Origin of the sequence: Sulfitobacter sp., from assembly GCF_036960155.1 — a bacterium.
Classification (GTDB): domain Bacteria; phylum Pseudomonadota; class Alphaproteobacteria; order Rhodobacterales; family Rhodobacteraceae; genus Sulfitobacter.
In genome coordinates, this window is the sequence record NZ_JBALWB010000009.1 from 142900 (window position 1) to 161336 (window position 18437).

18 protein-coding genes are annotated in these 18437 nt (G+C 54.4%); 11 read left to right on the plus strand and 7 right to left on the minus strand.

The window, feature by feature from the left end; translation table 11 throughout:
• The first annotated feature begins 37 nt into the window (after positions 1 to 37).
• The 4 genes from V7775_RS18045 (at position 38) to V7775_RS18060 (ending at position 4374) form a co-directional block, all read left to right on the plus strand.
• The gene (locus tag V7775_RS18045) at positions 38 to 817 is read left to right on the plus strand and encodes a succinate dehydrogenase iron-sulfur subunit (protein ID WP_335753315.1); all 780 of its coding nucleotides are present in this window, start codon (positions 38 to 40) and stop codon (positions 815 to 817) included.
• Between the two features lie 12 nt (positions 818 to 829).
• Positions 830 to 1606 (plus strand): DUF1963 domain-containing protein, encoded by a 777-nt coding sequence (locus tag V7775_RS18050; RefSeq protein ID WP_335753316.1) that lies wholly within the window; start codon positions 830 to 832, stop codon positions 1604 to 1606.
• A gap of 285 nt (positions 1607 to 1891) precedes the next feature.
• Positions 1892 to 3535 carry an FAD-binding dehydrogenase gene (locus tag V7775_RS18055; protein ID WP_335753317.1) on the plus strand — a complete coding sequence of 548 codons (1644 nt, stop codon included), beginning with the start codon at positions 1892 to 1894 and terminating at the stop codon, positions 3533 to 3535.
• A complete protein-coding gene (locus V7775_RS18060; RefSeq protein ID WP_335753318.1) occupies positions 3532 to 4374 on the plus strand; it encodes an urea carboxylase-associated family protein in 843 nt (280 codons plus the stop codon). The genes V7775_RS18055 and V7775_RS18060 overlap by 4 nt, the downstream gene beginning before the upstream one ends.
• Before the next feature lie 15 nt (positions 4375 to 4389).
• On the opposite strand, the gene deoD is transcribed toward V7775_RS18060, so the two are convergent.
• Positions 4390 to 5100, minus strand: coding sequence for a purine-nucleoside phosphorylase (gene deoD / locus V7775_RS18065; RefSeq protein ID WP_335753319.1), 711 nt, complete (start codon positions 5098 to 5100; stop codon positions 4390 to 4392).
• 141 nt (positions 5101 to 5241) lie between these two features.
• On the opposite strand from deoD, the gene V7775_RS18070 reads away from it, so the two are divergent.
• A complete protein-coding gene (locus V7775_RS18070; RefSeq protein ID WP_335753320.1) occupies positions 5242 to 5595 on the plus strand; it encodes a hypothetical protein in 354 nt (117 codons plus the stop codon).
• A gap of 57 nt (positions 5596 to 5652) precedes the next feature.
• Here V7775_RS18070 and V7775_RS18075 read toward each other — a convergent pair whose 3' ends face one another.
• The 3 genes from V7775_RS18075 to V7775_RS18085 all read right to left on the minus strand — a co-directional run bounded on the left by V7775_RS18075 (position 5653) and on the right by V7775_RS18085 (position 8736).
• Complete coding sequence (locus tag V7775_RS18075) at positions 5653 to 5994, minus strand: H-NS histone family protein (RefSeq protein WP_335753321.1); 342 nt, start codon at positions 5992 to 5994, stop codon at positions 5653 to 5655.
• A gap of 83 nt (positions 5995 to 6077) precedes the next feature.
• Positions 6078 to 8048 carry a protein meaA gene (locus V7775_RS18080; protein ID WP_335753322.1) on the minus strand — a complete coding sequence of 657 codons (1971 nt, stop codon included), beginning with the start codon at positions 8046 to 8048 and terminating at the stop codon, positions 6078 to 6080.
• Between the two features lie 94 nt (positions 8049 to 8142).
• A complete protein-coding gene (locus V7775_RS18085; RefSeq protein ID WP_335753323.1) occupies positions 8143 to 8736 on the minus strand; it encodes a GNAT family N-acetyltransferase in 594 nt (197 codons plus the stop codon).
• A gap of 66 nt (positions 8737 to 8802) precedes the next feature.
• Between V7775_RS18085 and V7775_RS18090 the strand changes: the two genes are divergently transcribed.
• The 6 genes from V7775_RS18090 (at position 8803) to V7775_RS18115 (ending at position 15710) form a co-directional block, all read left to right on the plus strand.
• Positions 8803 to 10188: a 1-acyl-sn-glycerol-3-phosphate acyltransferase gene (locus tag V7775_RS18090; protein ID WP_335753324.1), complete on the plus strand. Its 1386-nt coding sequence runs from the start codon at positions 8803 to 8805 to the stop codon at positions 10186 to 10188.
• Positions 10189 to 10323: 135 nt separating this feature from the next.
• Entirely contained in the window at positions 10324 to 11604 is a 1281-nt protein-coding gene (gene ccrA / locus V7775_RS18095) for a crotonyl-CoA carboxylase/reductase (protein WP_335753325.1), read from the plus strand.
• Positions 11605 to 11975: 371 nt separating this feature from the next.
• Entirely contained in the window at positions 11976 to 12698 is a 723-nt protein-coding gene (locus tag V7775_RS18100) for a helix-turn-helix transcriptional regulator (RefSeq protein WP_335753326.1), read from the plus strand.
• Positions 12699 to 12798: 100 nt separating this feature from the next.
• Positions 12799 to 13434: an acyl-homoserine-lactone synthase gene (locus V7775_RS18105; protein ID WP_335753327.1), complete on the plus strand. Its 636-nt coding sequence runs from the start codon at positions 12799 to 12801 to the stop codon at positions 13432 to 13434.
• A 42-nt stretch (positions 13435 to 13476) separates the two neighbouring features.
• Positions 13477 to 15015, plus strand: coding sequence for an ATP-dependent DNA helicase (locus V7775_RS18110; protein ID WP_335753328.1), 1539 nt, complete (start codon positions 13477 to 13479; stop codon positions 15013 to 15015).
• Entirely contained in the window at positions 15012 to 15710 is a 699-nt protein-coding gene (locus tag V7775_RS18115) for an SDR family oxidoreductase (RefSeq protein WP_335753329.1), read from the plus strand. Before V7775_RS18110 ends, V7775_RS18115 begins: the two co-directional genes overlap by 4 nt.
• On the opposite strand, the gene V7775_RS18120 is transcribed toward V7775_RS18115, so the two are convergent.
• The 3 genes from V7775_RS18120 to V7775_RS18130 all read right to left on the minus strand — a co-directional run bounded on the left by V7775_RS18120 (position 15707) and on the right by V7775_RS18130 (position 18437).
• The gene (locus tag V7775_RS18120; protein WP_335753330.1) at positions 15707 to 16468 is read right to left on the minus strand and encodes a TIGR02186 family protein; all 762 of its coding nucleotides are present in this window, start codon (positions 16466 to 16468) and stop codon (positions 15707 to 15709) included. The two genes, V7775_RS18115 and V7775_RS18120, sit on opposite strands and share 4 nt — an antisense overlap.
• Positions 16468 to 17379 (minus strand): sulfite exporter TauE/SafE family protein, encoded by a 912-nt coding sequence (locus V7775_RS18125; RefSeq protein ID WP_335753331.1) that lies wholly within the window; start codon positions 17377 to 17379, stop codon positions 16468 to 16470. Before V7775_RS18125 ends, V7775_RS18120 begins: the two co-directional genes overlap by 1 nt.
• A gap of 86 nt (positions 17380 to 17465) precedes the next feature.
• Positions 17466 to 18437, minus strand: coding sequence for an ABC transporter permease (locus V7775_RS18130; protein WP_335753332.1), 972 nt, complete (start codon positions 18435 to 18437; stop codon positions 17466 to 17468).

Here is an 18437-nt window from a genome sequence, read left to right on the forward strand (position 1 = left end):
GGCGCACAGCGCCAATTGACGCAAAAGGAACAGCATCATGGTACAACTGACGCTCCCCAAGAACTCCCGTATGACCAGCGGTAAAACATGGCCGAAGCCACAAGGTGCTACCAACATCAGGGAATTCCACATCTACCGCTGGAACCCGGATGATGGCAAAAACCCTGCTGTTGATACGTATTTTGTTGATCTAGATACCTGTGGGCCAATGATTTTGGACGCTCTGATCAAAATCAAAAACGAGATTGACCCAACGCTGACATTCCGCCGTTCATGCCGTGAAGGTATTTGCGGATCTTGCGCGATGAACATTGATGGCATCAACACTCTGGCTTGTACCTACGGGATGTCCGAAGTGAAGGGTGTTGTGAAAATTTACCCACTACCGCACATGCCAGTGGTTAAGGATTTGATCCCCGATTTGACGCATTTCTATGCACAACACGCGTCCGTAAAGCCGTGGTTGGAAACAGTGACACCAGCACCCGCAAAAGAGTGGAAGCAATCGGTGGATGACCGCAGCAAGCTGGATGGCTTGTATGAATGTATCATGTGCGCATGCTGCTCCACGTCCTGCCCCAGCTATTGGTGGAATGGCGATCGCTACCTAGGACCAGCAGCCTTGCTGCATGCCTACCGTTGGATCATCGACAGCCGCGATGAGGGCACGGGCGAGCGTCTGGACGAGCTTGAGGATCCCTTCAAACTATACCGCTGCCACACAATTATGAACTGTGCCAAGACATGTCCTAAAGGCTTGAACCCAGCGCTGGCGATTAGCCAAATCAAAAAACTGATGGTTGAGCGTCGCATCTAAGGGCTAAATCCAGTGTTTGGCTGGCTGAAGAAATGGACTGGCGGCGCGCAATTACCCGCGCCGCCGTTGATCCCACAAGGGCCGCTTGATGAAGCCGCGCTGAAACTAGCGTTAACTCGGCCCTGTGCGCCGATAGTGTTTAGCAAACCCGCAAATATTGATCCGTTTATGTCGATGTTCGGGACTGTCCGCCTGTCTCTCAAAGACGAGGCATGGCCCGCGCAAAGTGGCGTGCCAATGTGGCCGATATGCCAACTGAACCTAACCCATGCGCCGATTGTACCTGACGCGCTGGGCGACCTTTCCCTGATTACAATATTTCTATCACCAGATGATGCGTTGTCCCCAACACGGATCATTAACACTGCACGGCCTGATCCGCAGGCAACATGGGTATTGCGCAGCTATTCTACGCTGGAGGGGCTCACAATTCCGCGTCATCCGGCGCACGCTAGCCCTTTGTCTCCCCGTCTTGGGGCATGGATTGAGGCGCAACCTGATTACGCCAATCATGATGTGGCAGGGCAGGCCGTGGATACGCAGGTAAATAATGTGAGCGCCTATGACTGGGCGCAGACCATTGCACTGACTAAACTGGGCGGTTGGCCTGCTACGATACAATCAGAGCCCTGGTGGGATTACACTGCGGGCAAAGACACATGGGACTTTGTGTTACAAATCGAGAATGAACCAAAAGCAGGTTGGCACGGCTGGGGCGACGGCGCAGCCTATATCGCACGCTCACGTGAGCGCCCGCATCTTTGGGCCATAGATGTGCAGTTCACCTAATGATCCTGCTTTTTGCGCCCATCATTTTTGGTGTTGTTGTCTATCTCGCGTGGCGAAACCGCGAAGTGCGGGGATGTCGGTGGCGTGAAAACCGCACCGGCGACAAAGGCAGTTTGCGGATGTACCGATGCGTTGCGTGCGGGGCCGAAGCGTTTACTGCAACGAAAGGGCCGCCGCTGAGCTGTAAAAAAGGCTTGGGCAGCTCCTCGCTTTGAACCTCGCGTTATCCTCGACATGCATGACGAAGGAAGTGTAGCGTTCCTTGAATAATATGGGGACCTACAAATGAGCGACTTTTCCGCAGATGTAATCATCATCGGTGCAGGCCTTGCTGGCATGACTGCAGCGCATGAAGCAATTTTGCGGGGACGCCGTGTATTGATGTTGGATCAGGAGGGGCCACAAAGCCTTGGTGGGCAGGCGTTCTGGTCCCTAGGTGGTTTGTTTATGGTCGACAGCCCCGAGCAGCGCCGCCTTGGCATCAAAGACAGTGCCGAGCTTGCGTGGAGCGATTGGCAGGGGTCTGCGCAGTTTGACCGTGATGAGGATGCAAACCCGCGCGCATGGGCAGAGAAATTTGTAGAATTCGCCGCCGGAGACATGCGCAGCTGGTTACACGGTTTGGGCATGCGGTGGTTCCCCGTTGTCGGCTGGGCCGAACGCGGCGGCGCATTGGCGAATGGCCACGGCAATACTGTTCCCCGCTTTCACATCACATGGGGCACTGGCACCGGAGTGGTGAAACCCTTTGCGGATTTGATGGTGCGCTATGCGGCGGACGGTCATCTGAAGATGGGATTTAGGCACCGCGCCAATGGGCTAATCGTTGAAAATGGTGCCGTCAAAGGAGTGACTGGCGATGTTTTGGAAGACACTACCGCGCGGCGTGGCCAATCGACCTCTCGTAAGGTCATTGGAGCGTTTGAACACCGCGCTGAATCGGTGATTGTGACCTCCGGCGGTATTGGCGGGAACCACGCCATGGTGCGCAAACATTGGCCAGCGCGGATGGGCAAGGCTCCCAAAACCATGGTGGCAGGTGTGCCTGACTATGTCGATGGCCGGATGCATGGCATCTCGGCCAAGGCAGGTGCGGGGCTGATCAATGAAGACCGCATGTGGCACTACTGTGAAGGTCTGCAAAACTATGATCCGATCTGGCCCAACCACGGCATCCGCATTTTGCCGGGCCCGTCCTCGATGTGGTTTGATGCCAAAGGCGATCGGATGGAAGCGCCCTATATGCCGGGCTTTGATACGCTTGGCACATTGAAACGCATTCTCAGCGTGGGCGAACACAGCTGGTTTATCCTGACGCAAAAGATCATCGAAAAGGAATTTGCCCTGTCGGGATCAGAGCAGAATGCCGACTTGACCGAGGGTGGTTGGCGTGAAGTCTTGAGCGCGCGTTTGGGCAAGGGAGCCACGCCAGCGGTTGAAGCGTTCAAAGAAAAAGGCGTGGATTTCATCGTTGCGGATGATCTGGAAACACTGGTGGGGCGGATGAACGCGCTGACACCAAATGCACCCGTCAAATTGGACCATATTCGCGCGCAAATTCAGGCCCGTGATTTGCAGCTCAACAACAAATTCAGCAAGGACGCTCAGATCACTGCAATTCACGGCGCGCGCAGCTATAAAGGGGACAAGCTAATTCGGACTGCAAAACCTCATGCCATTCTGGACCGCAAAAACGGCCCGCTGATCGCCGTGCGGCTGAACGTGATCACGCGTAAATCGCTGGGCGGTATCCATACTGATCTGCAATCACGTGTGCTGACGCCGGATGGTCAGGTTCTTGATGGATTGTATGCTGCCGGTGAGGCCAGCGGCTTTGGCGGTGGCGGGTATCACGGCTATAACGCTCTTGAAGGAACATTTTTAGGAGGCTGCCTGTTTTCAGGTCGCGCCGCGGGGCAAAACGCATGAGCGCGCCAATAGACGCCGATGCGCGCCGCGCCATCGCACCTGTCATCTGTTATCCGGTGGAAACATTGCCTGCGCCTGACATGCCCCTGTTGGACGCGGCACGTGCGACGCTTACTAAAACGGGTGAGGTCATTGTCCCGCCGCGCGATGCCGCGACATTCACTGTACCTGCAGGCCATTTCTTTCGCATTTCCAGCGTTGAAGGATCGCAAGTTGGCGATCTGAACCTTTGGAACGCCAATGACCTAAGTGAGCGGTTCTATTCGGGAAAGACGCGTGCACTGCATGGAACCCATATCACGCGCGGTCAGCGCGTGTGGTCCAGCTTTTCCGCGATGCGGCCCATGGCGACGATCACCCACGATAGTCTTGAATGGTACGGCATGGATGAGTTCGGCGGCTCGGTTCACGATGTGATCGGGACACGATGTGATCCTTACACGCATAATCTGTTGTCAGGCGGCCAGTACCACCATTGCTGCCACTCAAACCTGACGCGGGCATTGGCGGATCATCTGGGCGTTACGCCTGCTGAGGCCGAACCCCATGTGCATGACGTACTGAATGTTTTTATGTGTACTGGCTTCACCCGCGATACAGGTCAGTATTTTATGAAAGCCAGCCCTGTACGGGTCGGCGACAGTCTAGAGTTCTTTGCTGAGATTGATCTACTGGGCGCGCTTAGCGCATGCCCCGGAGGGGATTGCAGCACGGTGCATTCATCCGATCAGGCGCAATGCCATCCGCTATTGGTCGAAACATTCGCGCCAGAACCGGGGACGTTAAAGGATTGGGTTAGTCTGCCAGTGAACGGGTATGATCGCAGCCATGGTAGGTGACTGCGATCTAAGGGTTTAACCTTCGTCAAAGGCAGCATGCAGTGCGATTTCGACCATATCCCCGAATGAGCGTTCGCGCTCTTCGGAGGGTAAGGCTTCGCCGGTTTGCAAATGGTCCGACACGGTAAGCACGGCAAGCGCGCGGCGACCGTGGCGCGCGGCAAGCATATACAGCTCGGCGGCTTCCATTTCGACGCCCAAGATACCGTGGCGCACCATCTGTTCATCCAGATCAGGACGTTCGGCGTAGAACACATCGGATGAGTAAATGCCGCCAACGTGTGTTTTGGTGCCTTTGGCCTCGGCTGCGGCGACGGCTGCGCGCAGCAGACCCCAATCCGCGCAGGGTGCATAGTTTAACTCACGCATGATACCTGAAGAGGGAGACGTGATTGTGCTGGCCGTCATTGCGATAATTACGTCGCGGATTCCCACATGAGGCTGCATGCCACCACATGAACCGATGCGGATAAGGGTTTGTACGTCATAGCTGCTGATCAGTTCATTTGCATAAATGGACAGCGACGGCATCCCCATGCCTGACCCTTGAATAGTGACAGGGTGGCCGCGCCACGTGCCAGTAAACCCCAACATGCCGCGGACTTCGTTTACAAGCACAGCGTCGTCAAGAAACGTCTCGGCTGCCCAACGCGCGCGATAGGGATCACCGGGCATAAGTACGGTTTGTGCAATTTGGCCAGGAGCGGCGCCAATGTGAACGGTCATATTTGTCATTCCTTTTTGTGGATTGCAGCCAAGATGCCCACCCTGTGCAGTAGGAGCAAGTTCCAATGGCGGAATTCCATACTCGAAGGCACAAGAAAAATCAGCTTTGATGAAGCGGTAACAAATAAAAAGGGTAAAGACATGCGTTTGATAAGTGTAACCGCTGCAATTGGCTTGGGTCTGTTGGCAGCTTGCGATGTCAGCCACCCTGTTGCCGTGGTCGGCCCCGGCAATACAGTATTCAAAGGAACGGCCACTGCGACCTTCCTTGAGGGAGGATGGTTTCAGGCCAGCAATGGTAAAACCTCATGTCAGGGCCGATACCGTCCCGCATCTGAAACTAAAATGGTTACGTTTCCGGTCACGTGTTCAAACGGTTTGACGGGGGTCGGCACGGCCACCTATGAAACGCCGCGCGCAGGGGGCGGAGAGATCATTATGAAGGACGGCAGCCGCTGGAAATTTATTTTTGGTCGCGCGGCACTCGCCGTTTAGGGTTCGCGCGGGGGTAGGCGAACCTACGCCCAACCACCCGCGCAAATTGAACGTCCCTTAGATTTCCAAATCGGTAGGATCGATTCCTTTTTCAACCGCTGCAAGAAACCACAACGGCTGACGCCCTTTTCCAGTCCATGTGCGTGATGGATCGGCGGGGTTTGCGTATTTTGGTTTGGAAGGTTTTGCAGGCTTTTTCGGGCCTTTGGGTTTTTTCTTTTCGACAGGCGCGTCTTCGCGCAACTCGTTGAGGTTAAATCCAAATTCGGCTGCAGCGCGTTCAGCAGCCTTGAGCGCTTTGCGGCGATCACGTGCCTTTGTAATCTGTAATTCTTTCTTCGCATCAACCAAGAGTTTTTCCAACTCTTTGCTAGTCATCGTTTTAAGTTCGGTATTCATTGAAGGAGGCCTCCTTAGTTTCCTAAGAACGCCCCTAGCCCAAATAATCTGAAATTACAGTCCTAATTTAGGTCCGCTTGGCGTCATTCCGCCGCAATAGAGGCGGGATCAGCCAAAGTCACGATGTCAGCCATGATGGTATTGAGTTCGAAATCTTTGGGCGTATAGACCCGTGCAACGCCCATCGCGAGCAACCGCTTGGCGTCCTCATCTGGAATAATCCCACCGACAATCACGGGAATGGCCCCAAGGCCCGCATCGCGCATTTGAGACATCAAATCTTCGACCAGCGGAATATGCGATCCGGATAGAATGGACAGGCCGACCACATGCGCGTCGTCCGCTTTTGCGGCGGCTACAATTTCGGACGGGGTGAGGCGGATGCCCTCATAGGCGATGTCCATGCCGCAGTCACGCGCACGTACTGCGATCTGTTCTGCACCGTTGGAATGGCCATCGAGGCCGGGCTTGCCAACGAGGAACTTCAGGCGGCGGCCAAGGCGGTCACTGACAGCATCAACGGATGCGCGTAACTCATCCAGACCCTCGGTTTTGTTTGAGCGGCCTTTGCCGACACCTGTGGGGCCGCGGTACTCGCCGTGAACGGCGCGCATTTGTTCCGCCCATTCGCCCGTTGTGACGCCAGCCTTTGCGGCGACAATAGAGGCGGGCATGATGTTGCGGCCTTCCTCAGCGGCAGCGCGTAGTTCTTTGAGCGCGGCTCTTACTTTGCTGTCGTCCCGCTCAGAGCGCCATTCGTTTAGGCGATCGATCTGCTCGGCTTCGCCCGCAGGGTCCACAATCATAATGCCGCCGTCACCTGTCATCAGCGGCGATGGTTCGCCCTTTTGCCATTTGTTCACGCCGACAACGATGGTTTCACCGGATTCAATGCGGCCCAGTCGTTCTGCATTGCTGTCTACAAGGCGGGATTTCATATAGTCGATAGCGTCGATTGCGCCGCCCATGCTGTCCAGATGCGCCAACTCGGCACGTGCGCCTTCTTTCAGGGCTTCGACCTTGGCATCGACTGCGGGATTGCCGTCAAACAGATCGTCAAATTCCAACAGGTCCGTTTCATAGGCCATGATCTGTTGCATGCGCATGGACCATTGCTGATCCCACGGACGCGGCAGGCCAAGGGCTTCGTTCCAAGCAGGTAATTGAACCGCGCGCGCGCGGGCCTTTTTGCTGAGCGTCACAGCCAGCATTTCAATCAAAATGCGGTAAACGTTGTTTTCGGGCTGTTGCTCGGTCAGGCCGAGGGAGTTCACCTGCACCCCGTATCGGAAGCGGCGGTATTTGGGGTCGGTCACGCCGTAACGCTCGGCGCAAATTTCATCCCAGAGGTCCACAAATGCGCGCATCTTGCACATCTCGGTCACAAAACGGATGCCCGCATTCACAAAGAACGAAATCCGACCAACAAGTGCTGGGAAGTCTTCTTCGGCTACGCGTGGGCGGAGCTGGTCAAGTACTGCGGTCGCTGTGGCCAGAGCGAAGGAAAGTTCCTGCTCGGGCGTCGCGCCTGCTTCTTGCAGATGGTAGGAACACACGTTCATCGGGTTCCATTTTGGAACTGAGGTATAGCAGTACTCGGCCACGTCCGCGATCATCTTGAGGGATGGGGCAGGGGGGCAAATATAGGTGCCGCGCGACAGGTATTCTTTGATCAGATCGTTCTGCACAGTGCCTTGCAGCTTGGTGACATCTGCGCCTTGTTCCTCAGCGACGGCAATATACAATGACAACAACCAAGGTGCAGTCGCATTGATCGTCATCGAGGTGTTCATTTGCTCCAGCGGGATGTCTTTGAATAGCGCGCGCATGTCGCCCAAGTGACCAACCGGAACGCCAACTTTGCCGACTTCGCCGCGTGCCAGAATATGGTCGCTATCATATCCCGTTTGTGTCGGCAGATCGAATGCAACTGACAGGCCCGTCTGACCTTTGGCCAGATTGCCGCGATACAACTCGTTGGAAGCTTTGGCAGTTGAGTGCCCAGCGTAGGTGCGGATGAGCCAAGGGCGGTCTTTCTTGGAAACTTCGGTCATGACGGGCCTCTCTGAATTAGCATGGCAATAATATTGCGTTAAATGCTAGATATAAGAAACTTTCGGCAACTGTCAATTCGCTGCGTTGCGGCATCTACAGATTATTGGCCCATGTCATAGGTGTAGCGTTGGAAAAGCCAAAGATCAGGCGGAGGGGGCCTAGGCGCTGCACAGGGCCCGCGACAAAACCTTCGCGTTCATACAGGGCACGCGCGCGCGGATTGATGTCGATCACGTCTAGACGCACTTGCGCTAGATTGCGGGTTTTTGCTTCGGCTTTGATTGCATCCAGCAAGGCAGTACCGATGCCAAGATCGCGTGCAGAGGAATCCACACAGATACCGTCCATAAGCAAGGTGTCCTCTGAAAGGTCACGTTCTAACAGGGCCAACAACGGTGCCTTCCATAGCGTATTGAGCCAACCATAGTGTTGGGCCATGTCACGCAGGCCGCCACCTGTTAGCGCACCATGTGCCGTTTTGAAACCAGCTACCCCAATGAGGTTGCCATCAGTATCGCGTGCTGTCAGGGCAAAATCTGATGTGATGATCTGGGCAAAGAATGAGACCGCCCGCGCGTCAGGACCCAGCAACAGGCCAAGCTTTGCAGAAAATGCCTGCCAATACAGCCGCGCAACAGTTTCCCGCTCGGCGTCGGAAAAGCCTTTTGAAATTGAGAAACCAGACATCATCACACTCCAATATAGTGAGTTAGTTATTGTCCTTAGGTGCGTGCGCTGCAAGGGTATGCGCCTATGACCCAGACCGTGCAACTTCCTCTTTGGCTTTTTGTCCTGATCTTGCTTTTTGCAGCGGTGACAGCCCTGAGCCATTTCTTGCTGCCCTCTGTGCGCTGGTTTTTCCGACGCAGGTTTGAGAAGGCGGTTGGGCGTTTGAATACACGTCTCAAGCGCCCGATACAGCCATTCAAGCTGGCGCGCCGCTATGACATGATCCAGCGCTTGATCTATGATCCCGAAGTATCGCGCGAGATTGCGTTATATGCGGAGAAAAATAACGTACCAGAAAATGTAGCATTTCAAAAAGCGCAAGAATACGCGCGTGAGATAGTGCCCAGCTTTTCTGCGTTTGCCTATTTCAGCTTTGCCATGCGTCTGGCCAAGGTGTTGGCGGAATCCGTTTACCGCATTCGCACGGCGCCGCAAAATGATGTGGTTTTTGGTGCAATCCCCGAAAACGCTACAGCGGTGTTTGTCATGAACCACCGCAGCAACATGGATTATGTGCTAGTGACTTATCTGGCCTCCAAAACCTCGACGCTTAGTTACGCTGTGGGTGAATGGGCGCGGGTTTGGCCGCTGTCATCCTTGATCCGGATGTGGGGAGCATATTTTATCCGTCGTCGATCTGGCGGGACATTATATCGAAAAGTGTTATCGCGCTACGTTCAGATGGCCACGTCCGGCGGAGATACCCAGGCCTTTTATCCCGAAGGGGGCCTTAGCCTGACGGGGCGCCTCCAGCCACCAAAGATGGGACTACTGAGCTATCTAGTTGATGGCTTTGATCATGAAGGCCCGCGCGATATCGTCTTTGTGCCAGTTGCCATTAATTACGACCGCGTTCTAGAGGACCGGGTACTGATGGCCGCACATGCCCGCGGGGACCGCCGCTTTGGCGCGCGGGTATCTGTAGTTGTTGCGTTTATCTTGCGCAAATTCTGGCAGCGGCTTCGGGGGCACGATACGCGATTTGGTACTGCGGCTGTCGCATTTGGCGATCCCGTGAGCTTGCGAGAGTTTGGTAAGATGGAAGATGTGGACGCCATGTCCAAAGAGCTGATGTCACGCATCGAAGCGGTGATGCCAGTGCTGGGTGTTCCGCTGGTCGCTACTGCGTTACTGGCCAAAGGCACGTTGAACGTGATGGAGCTAGAAGCAGAGGTTGCATTGTTATTGGCAGAAATCCCTCTTCAAAGCGTGGCAGTGGATCAGGATAACATTTCAGGTGAAGTGACCCGTGCCTGCCTTCACATGCTGCAACACGGGTTGATCAATCAGGTCGATGGGGAATGGCGGGTGATGGATGGGCAGGAGATAGCTGTTCAGTTTTACGCTAACTCAATTGGTCATTATCTGTCTGAAGGTCATGAGCCTGATGATGCTGCGACTGCAGAATAAATTTCTGCAGCTGCTGGGTCATAAAGTTACAATTTAGAGCCTCTTGAGGTTGCAATGTTGCGCGACCATCCTTAATCAATATCAGGAACGCCGCGATTCTGCACTGCGGCACCTAACATTTCCGCAGGAGGCGACATGGCACTAGATACAACGATCGCGCATTACGAGGCGCCCGAAAAAGACCTGTATGAGATGGGTGAAATTCCCCCAATGGGTTATGTGCCCAAACAGATGTATGCATGGGCCATTCGCCAAGAACGTCACGGCGAGCCAAATACAGCGATGCTTCAAGAGGTTGTCGACGTTCCAAAGCTGGACAGTCAAGACGTGCTGATACTCGTTATGGCCGCAGGCGTTAACTATAACGGTGTTTGGGCCGCCTTGGGGACGCCGATCAGCCCGTTTGATGGTCACAAACAGCCATACCACATTGCGGGTTCGGACGCGGCAGGCATCGTTTGGGCCGTTGGTGATCGTGTGACCCGTTGGAAAGTGGGCGACGAAGTTGTTGTGCACTGCAACCAAGATGACGGGGACGACGAAGAATGTAACGGTGGCGATCCCATGTTCTCTCCAACCCAGCGCATTTGGGGGTATGAGACACCTGACGGATCGTTTGGCCAGTTCACACGTGTCCAAAGCCAGCAGTTGATGCCACGCCCCAAGCACCTGACATGGGAAGAAAGCGCCTGCTACACGCTGACCCTTGCAACAGCCTACCGCATGCTGTTCGGCCATGAGCCACACGACCTGAAGCCCGGCCAGAACGTTTTGGTTTGGGGCGCGTCAGGTGGTCTGGGGTCTTATGCGATCCAGTTGATTAACACGGCTGGCGCCAACGCCATCGGCGTGATCTCGGACGAGAGCAAGCGCCAGTTTGTTATGGATTTGGGTGCCAAAGGCGTCCTGAACCGCAAGGACTTTGATTGTTGGGGGCAACTGCCCACAGTGAACACGCCTGAGTACAACACTTGGCTCAAAGGTGCGCGTAAGTTTGGCAAGGCCATCTGGGAGATCACAGGCAAAGGTGTCAGCGTCGACATGGTGTTTGAACACCCAGGCGAAAGCACATTCCCAGTTTCCAGCCTTGTTGTGAAAAAGGGTGGCATGGTTGTGATCTGTGCGGGCACCACCGGCTTTAACTGTACATTTGATGTGCGCTACATGTGGATGCACCAGAAACGCTTGCAGGGCTCTCACTTTGCCCATCTCAAGCAAGCAGCAGCCGCAAACAAGCTGATGATGGAACGCCGCTTGGATCCGTGCATGTCAGAAGTGTTCGCTTGGAATGATCTGCCAGAGGCTCACATGAAGATGCTGCGCAACGAACATAAACCGGGCAACATGTCTGTGTTGGTCCAAGCGCCGACAACAGGTCTGCGCACATTGGAAGACGCATTGGAAGCCCGCAAGTAACCTCTGCACCTTGCTCATGAGCACCCTGAACACCCCGCGAATCGCCTAGCGACTCGCGGGGTGTTTTGATTCTGAGGGGGGATTCAATAGGATCAATAGCTTGGAAATCCTGCCCTCCCCATTTCTGGGGAGTAGAAATACGCGAATATCCACACTGAATCGATACATGCTATGATTCTATTAACGTATTGTTAACTATTTCGGAGGGAAAATCAGAATGCGAAGTGATTGGATTATAGACGTTCTTGCCGATCTACGCTGTTTCGCTCAAGCGAACGATCTGCCCCTACTTGCAGAACAGCTTGATGACACAGCGTTGATAGCCACGGCCGAGATCGCCTCAAGGGATGAGAGGTCTGCGAAGCGCGGACATGCTGGGGAAGAAAACCAAACTAGAGAACATCCTGTCCGACTTGGAACAGGCGGCTTCGCTTGAAGGGATGCAAAGCGTCTCTGAGGCGCTGAAAGAACATTACGAGGTGGATCACCTCGTTTACCATTGGGTTGATTCTAGTGGGGATCAGTACGGCTGCGGCACTTACTCTGAAGAGTGGCAGCAGAAATACCTCACCGAAAATTACCTTCGAATAGATCCGGTGATCCAAGGGTGTTATCAACGGTTTCATCCCGTTGATTGGAAGCGCCTTGATTGGTCCAGCAAAGCAGCACGCGAGTTTCTAAAAGTGTCGGCTGAGTACGGGGTTGGGAACCAAGGGTTCTCAATTCCTATCCGCGGGCCGAATGGCCAGTTTGCATTGTTCACCATCAATCACAGTTGTGCAGATGAGGAATGGGCGAAGTTCACGCACGAAAATCGCCGCGATCTGATCCTGATTGCACATTACTTCAATGAAAAAGCGTTAGATTTTGAACCCGTTCGGCTACCTGAGCAGCAACAGTCGCTTTCCCCTAGGGAGGTGGATGCGATGACCTTGCTTGCCATTGGATACAGCCGGGCACAGGTGGCAAATTCACTGGCTATTTCTGAACATACCCTGCGTGTTTACATTGAAAGTGCACGCTTTAAACTGGGGGCTCTGAACACGACACATGCGGTAGCGCGCGCAATGAGCCGGGGCTTGATCGTGGTGTAAACCGCCAGCTGTTGCGCGGCACGGGGCGTTGCGTTCAAGCATGCTTAACTCAGCAACAGGTACCTCTTAAGCGTCATCACGATGCTAGGGGAGCCATCATATGTTACGTTATATTTACGCTGACGAATTGCACAAATTTCCACGTCTTGCAGATGAAATGTTTACTCACCGCGCGGATCAGTTCCGCACGCGCCTTGGTTGGGATGTTAGTGTTGATGCCAATGGGCATGAGCGCGACGAGTATGACGCGCTTAACCCGCTTTACGTGATCTGGGAAACGGCTGAAGGCGGGCACGGTGGCTCTACCCGATTTTTACCGACAACAGGTCCTGTGATGGTGAATGATCACTTTAGCCATCTTACGTCTTCACCAATCTGCAGCCCTCTTATCTGGGAATGCACGCGATTTTGCATGGCACCGGGGCAGGGCGCCAATGTTGCGGCTGCCCTAATGCTGGGCGGCGGTGAGTTGATGAACGGTTTTGGTGTGCGCCATTTTGTGGGCGTATTTGATGCCCGTATGGTGCGGATTTATAGCCGCGTTGGATCGTCCCCTGAGGTATTGGGAAGCGTTGGTGAGGGGCGCGAACAGATCAGCGTCGGCCTGTGGGAATTTGAGGAAGAAGCGCAGGCAAAGGTTGCGGCGCGCGCTGGTGTTACGCCTGCTCAGAGCCTTGCGTGGTTTGAACGCTCATTTGGACTAAACCCAGTGATGGAATTTGCCGCCAGCGCCTGAACTGCACTGGCACCTATCCGGTCATGGGCATAGTGTCGGCCCATGACCACAGAACTCACCTATTCCGACGATCAGGCCGCCGCCCATGATGCTGTTGCAGAGATGCTGCGATCTGCAGGCATCAGTATGGATGATGCGCTTCTCATGCCGCCCAAAGGCGACAAGCCACAAGTCATGGCCATCACGGGCAAAGCGGGTTCAGGCAAGACGCTGTTGCTGGCAGAACTCTACAGAACATTGGAAGAAGCCGGCGTCGAAATTGTTTCCGGTGATTACGAGAGCAAGAAGAAGGGCAAGGACAAAAGGACCTTGGCCATTCTGGCACCAACCAACAAAGCGGCAAGCGTGCTGCGCCTGCGCGGTGTGCCAGCGACAACAATTCACCGCATCCTCTATACCCCTGTTTATGATCCTGAGTATGAGCGCATCGCGGAATGGCTTGCCGGAAATGGTGAACGTCCAGAGATTGAGGGCATCACGGAGATCGCGTTGGACCGCGCAATTGCGTTTTACGAAAAGAATAAATCCATTCCCGGAGCTTTGGCCTCTGCTGGCTTGCGCGGCAGTGATTTCATCACCGGATGGAAACGGCGCGAAGAGCCATTGGATATCGGGTTTGTTGATGAATCCTCGATGTTGGATGATCGGCAGTTCGAAGACCTAAAGGAAATTTTCCCAACGCTGCTGCTGTTTGGTGATCCGGCCCAGTTAGCGCCTGTCGGTCAATCAGGTACAATGGTGTTTGAAAAGCTCCCTGAAAATAGGGTGATGAACCTCAACCGTATTTTCCGCCAACAGGCTGATAATCCGATCCTTGATCTGGCCCACGCATTGGCTGATCCCGATATCGGGTTTGAACAATTCGAGCGGATGGTGGAAGAGGCCTCTAAACGCGATGAACGTGTTGTGTGGGGTCAGAGGGTGGAAGTTGACCTGATGGCCCGCTCACCGGTCTTGGTTTGGCGCAATGCGACACGTATTCGGCTGATCAATGCGTTCCGGCGTGTGCACGGCGCGCCAGAGGATGCGCTGCTGGAAGGTGAGCCGTTAATTTGCGACGGGATCGAGCTGCCGCTTAAGCACCGTAAAAAGCGGCTAGACCTTGAGGCGCGTGGCCTCATCAAGGGCGCTCAGGTTGTGTATTTGGGGGTCGGACGTAAGCCGGGGTTCTCACGACTTCACGTGATGGGCGCCGAAGACCCACAGGTGAGTGCGGCAAGCATTGTCAAAATTGAAAAGCCCGATGAAGAAGAACCGTTCATTCCCTTTGCCGCGCGCATGGGGGCCACGTTTTTGCATGGCGCCGCTGTAACGATCCACAAGGCGCAGGGCAGCCAATGGGACACAGTTCAGGTGTTTGCGCCGGACCTTTACGCAGCAGCGCGAATGGGTCGGATGGAGGCAGGCCAACCCTTATGGAAGCGGCTGGCTTACGTCGCGATCACCCGTGCGCAAGAGCGGCTGATTTGGGTTGTGCGCAACCGTTTGGCAACGCCGTCTTATGCATTGAACGTGAATGACCTGCGTGCAGCACCTGCTGCGGCATTGAAACTGGACGCAATGCAAGAGGAACCAGAATGAAGTCGATCATCATAACAGGCGCCAGCTCTGGCATTGGGCGCGCAACGGCCGAGCTGTTCCTCAAAGACGGATGGCGTGTGGGTTTGATAGCGCGACGCGAAGCGCTTTTGCAGGAGATGGCACAGGGGCAGGAACGCGCTGTTGTTCTCCCAGCTGATGTTACTGATGCAGATGCGATGGCCAATGCTTTTGCCCGTTTTGGGGAGGTTGATGTGCTATTCAACAATGCGGGGATGTTCGGTCCGTCAGCGCCCATTGATGAGATCGCGCTAGAGGACTGGCTGCGGGTCATGGGGGTGAACCTCAATGGGATGTTCATTGCGGCGCGTCTTGCGTTTGGTGCTATGCGTACGCAAGGGCGCGGTGGACGGATCATAAACAATGGTTCGATTTCAGCGCATACTCCGCGTGAAAATTCAATCTGCTACACAACCACCAAACACGCGATTACAGGCCTGACAAAGTCACTGGCGCTGGATGGGCGGCCGTTTGATATTACCGCTGGTCAGATTGACATTGGAAACGCTGAAAGTGCGATTGTAGCAGACCTCAAAGAAGCAAATCCTGACTTGCATACAATGGACGTAAATCACGCGGCAGCGTCAGTCTTGCATATGGCGCAGCTGCCGCTTGGCGCGAACATTCCATTCCTGACAGTGATGGCAACTAAGATGCCTTATCTTGGGCGCGGTTAGCGGCGCAAAAGCCCGAAGATCGCAGAAGCACCCCAACCCGCAAACACTGCGATCGCAAGTGACATAAGCCCGTAAAGGAACGCCTTTTCACGGCTCAGGACATACAGCCAACGCTCTAGCCCCACTTTACGTACATAGATGCTTGTCTCGTATTGCGAGACAACCTGACCACCGCGGGTAAGGAAAATCCGTGTTTGGTAGTCCCCCTCGGTCAATGCAGCAGGCAGTTGGATTGACGTGCGGAACAGCGTCTGTTCGTCGACGCTCACGGTGCCTTCGTTCAACTGATATTGGTTGGCCTTGGATTTGATCCGGATCAACGCTTCGGTGAAGGTTCCACTGTTGGCAATATCGTCGGGCGCATCAATCGAACGGATCGCACGCGGGATTGAGATGCTGTGGCGCACGTCTTCTGTTTCGCTGAGCGAAAGCCCCAATAGAGTGCTGGTTGAGACCGCATAGAAGCTAGGTGCGCTATCAATCTCGACCGCATCCGTGTTTACCCAAATGCCAAAACGCTTTTCCTTGCGCCGCACTGTTTTGCTCTCAGATGGTCCCGCGACAGTGACAATCACCTGCAGGCGTGGATCGCTGGGGGAGGGGGCGTCGCGTTTCACAGCGCCAAAAATCAAAATTTCCGAACCATCGAAATTGGTGTTGATAGAAACAGTATCACTGCTCAGCCCTAACACGACGCTTTCGGCGGCGGCAGGCAACGTTGTTGCGAGCAGCAGTAAAGTAAGGATCAGGGCGCGCATTAGTGGCCACCCTCAGCGATTGAGTACAGCTCGGACGGCTGGAACAACAGCTCAAGAGCCAGTTTACCACAAACTGCCAGCACCATGATTGCCAGTAAAATGCGCAACTGTTCTGCTTTCATTTTGACGCCGATCCGTGTGCCGATCTGAGCGCCAATCACTCCGCCAATCAACAAAAGAACCGCAAGCACGATATCAACGGTAAAGTTCGTGGTTGCATGGAGCATGGTTGTGAACGCGGTCACAAAGATAATCTGGAACAGAGATGTACCCACAACAACTTTGGTTGGCATGCCCAGCAGATAAATCATCGCGGGGACCATGATGAAGCCACCACCAACACCCATAATGGCGGCCAGAACACCCACAGCAACACCAACGATCAGCGGCGGAATGACCGAGATATATAGGCCAGAGACGCGAAAACGCATTTTGAAGGGTAGGCCGTGAATCCAGTTATGTTTCTTGCGAACGGGGGCTTTGCCCTTTCTGACATTCCGAATGGCATTGAGGCTTTCAAAGAACATCAGCCCGCCGATTACACCCAGAAACACGACATAACAAAGCTTGACCAGTAGATCGACCTGACCCTGCGCCTTGAGGTAGTTAAAGAGCATCACACCAAAACCAGCACCAACGAGGCCGCCAATCAGCAGCACGGTGCCCATCCTGAGGTCCACCGTCTTGCGTTTGAAGTGCGCAAGCACGCCAGAGAATGAGGATGCTACGATTTGGTTGGCTTCAGTTGCTACAGCCACGGCTGGTGGAATGCCGATAAAGAACAAGAGGGGCGTCATCAAAAATCCGCCGCCAACGCCAAACATCCCCGATAATATGCCCACAATTCCGCCTAGTCCGAGCAGAAGGAACGCGTTGACCGATACTTCGGCGATGGGCAGGTATATTTGCATGGTTTTCCTTAGGCTTGGCTGGCCGTAAAATCAATCACCTATGCCTGCATTTTACCGTCAGGATATAAAAATTTGATGATCTGGCCTTATCTCTCTTTAACGTAGGGCTCCCCGCCTGCGCGTGGTGGAATGGCTTTGCCGCCAAATCCGGCAAGGATAACCACAGTCATCACATAAGGAAGTGCAGCCAGCAGTTGGCCTTGGACTTTCATACCAATGAACGACTCGATTACATCGGGGCGTGTTTCCAATGCACCAAATAGGCCGAACAACAGCGTTGCATATAGTGCGTGCCATGGACGCCATTTGGCAAAGATCAGCGCAGCAAGGGCGATAAACCCGCGACCAGCTGACATGTCTTTCACAAAACCCGCTTGTAGTGCGGTGCTGAGATAAGCGCCCGCAATGCCGCAGAGGATCCCGCAAATGCCAACAGCAGCAAAGCGTAACCCAACAACAGAGACACCAGCAGTATCCACGGCGGCAGGGTTTTCACCCACAGCGCGCAGACGCAGGCCAAAACGGGTGCGAAACAGCAGCCACCATGTGAAGGGAACAGCCGTAAATGCGATATACACGAGGATTGGATGGCCGGAAATGAGTTCGTAATACAGCGGCCCGATGATTGGAACGTCTTGCAGGGCCTCGGCAAAGGGCAGGGTGATCGGCTCGAACCGTGCATTCCCAACCAATGAAGGGGTGCGTCCACCTTGCTTAAACCATGCTTGCGCAATGAGGACCGTCAGCCCAGCCGCCAAAAAGTTGATCGCAACGCCTGAGATGAGCTGATTGCCGCGAAATGTGATCGATGCAATGCCGTGAATGGCGCTGAGCACAAGAGACGCAGCGATACCAGCGAGCAGGCCGATCCAAACCGATCCCGTCATCGCAGCGATCGCTGCAGAAAAGAATGCCGCCGCGAGCATTTTGCCCTCTAACCCAATGTCAAAGATGCCTGCACGCTCGGAATAAAGACCTGCAAGACAAGCCAGCAACAAAGGTGTAGCGAGGCGAACCGTAGAATCTAGAAGTTGGATAAGGGTGAGATACATGTCCAT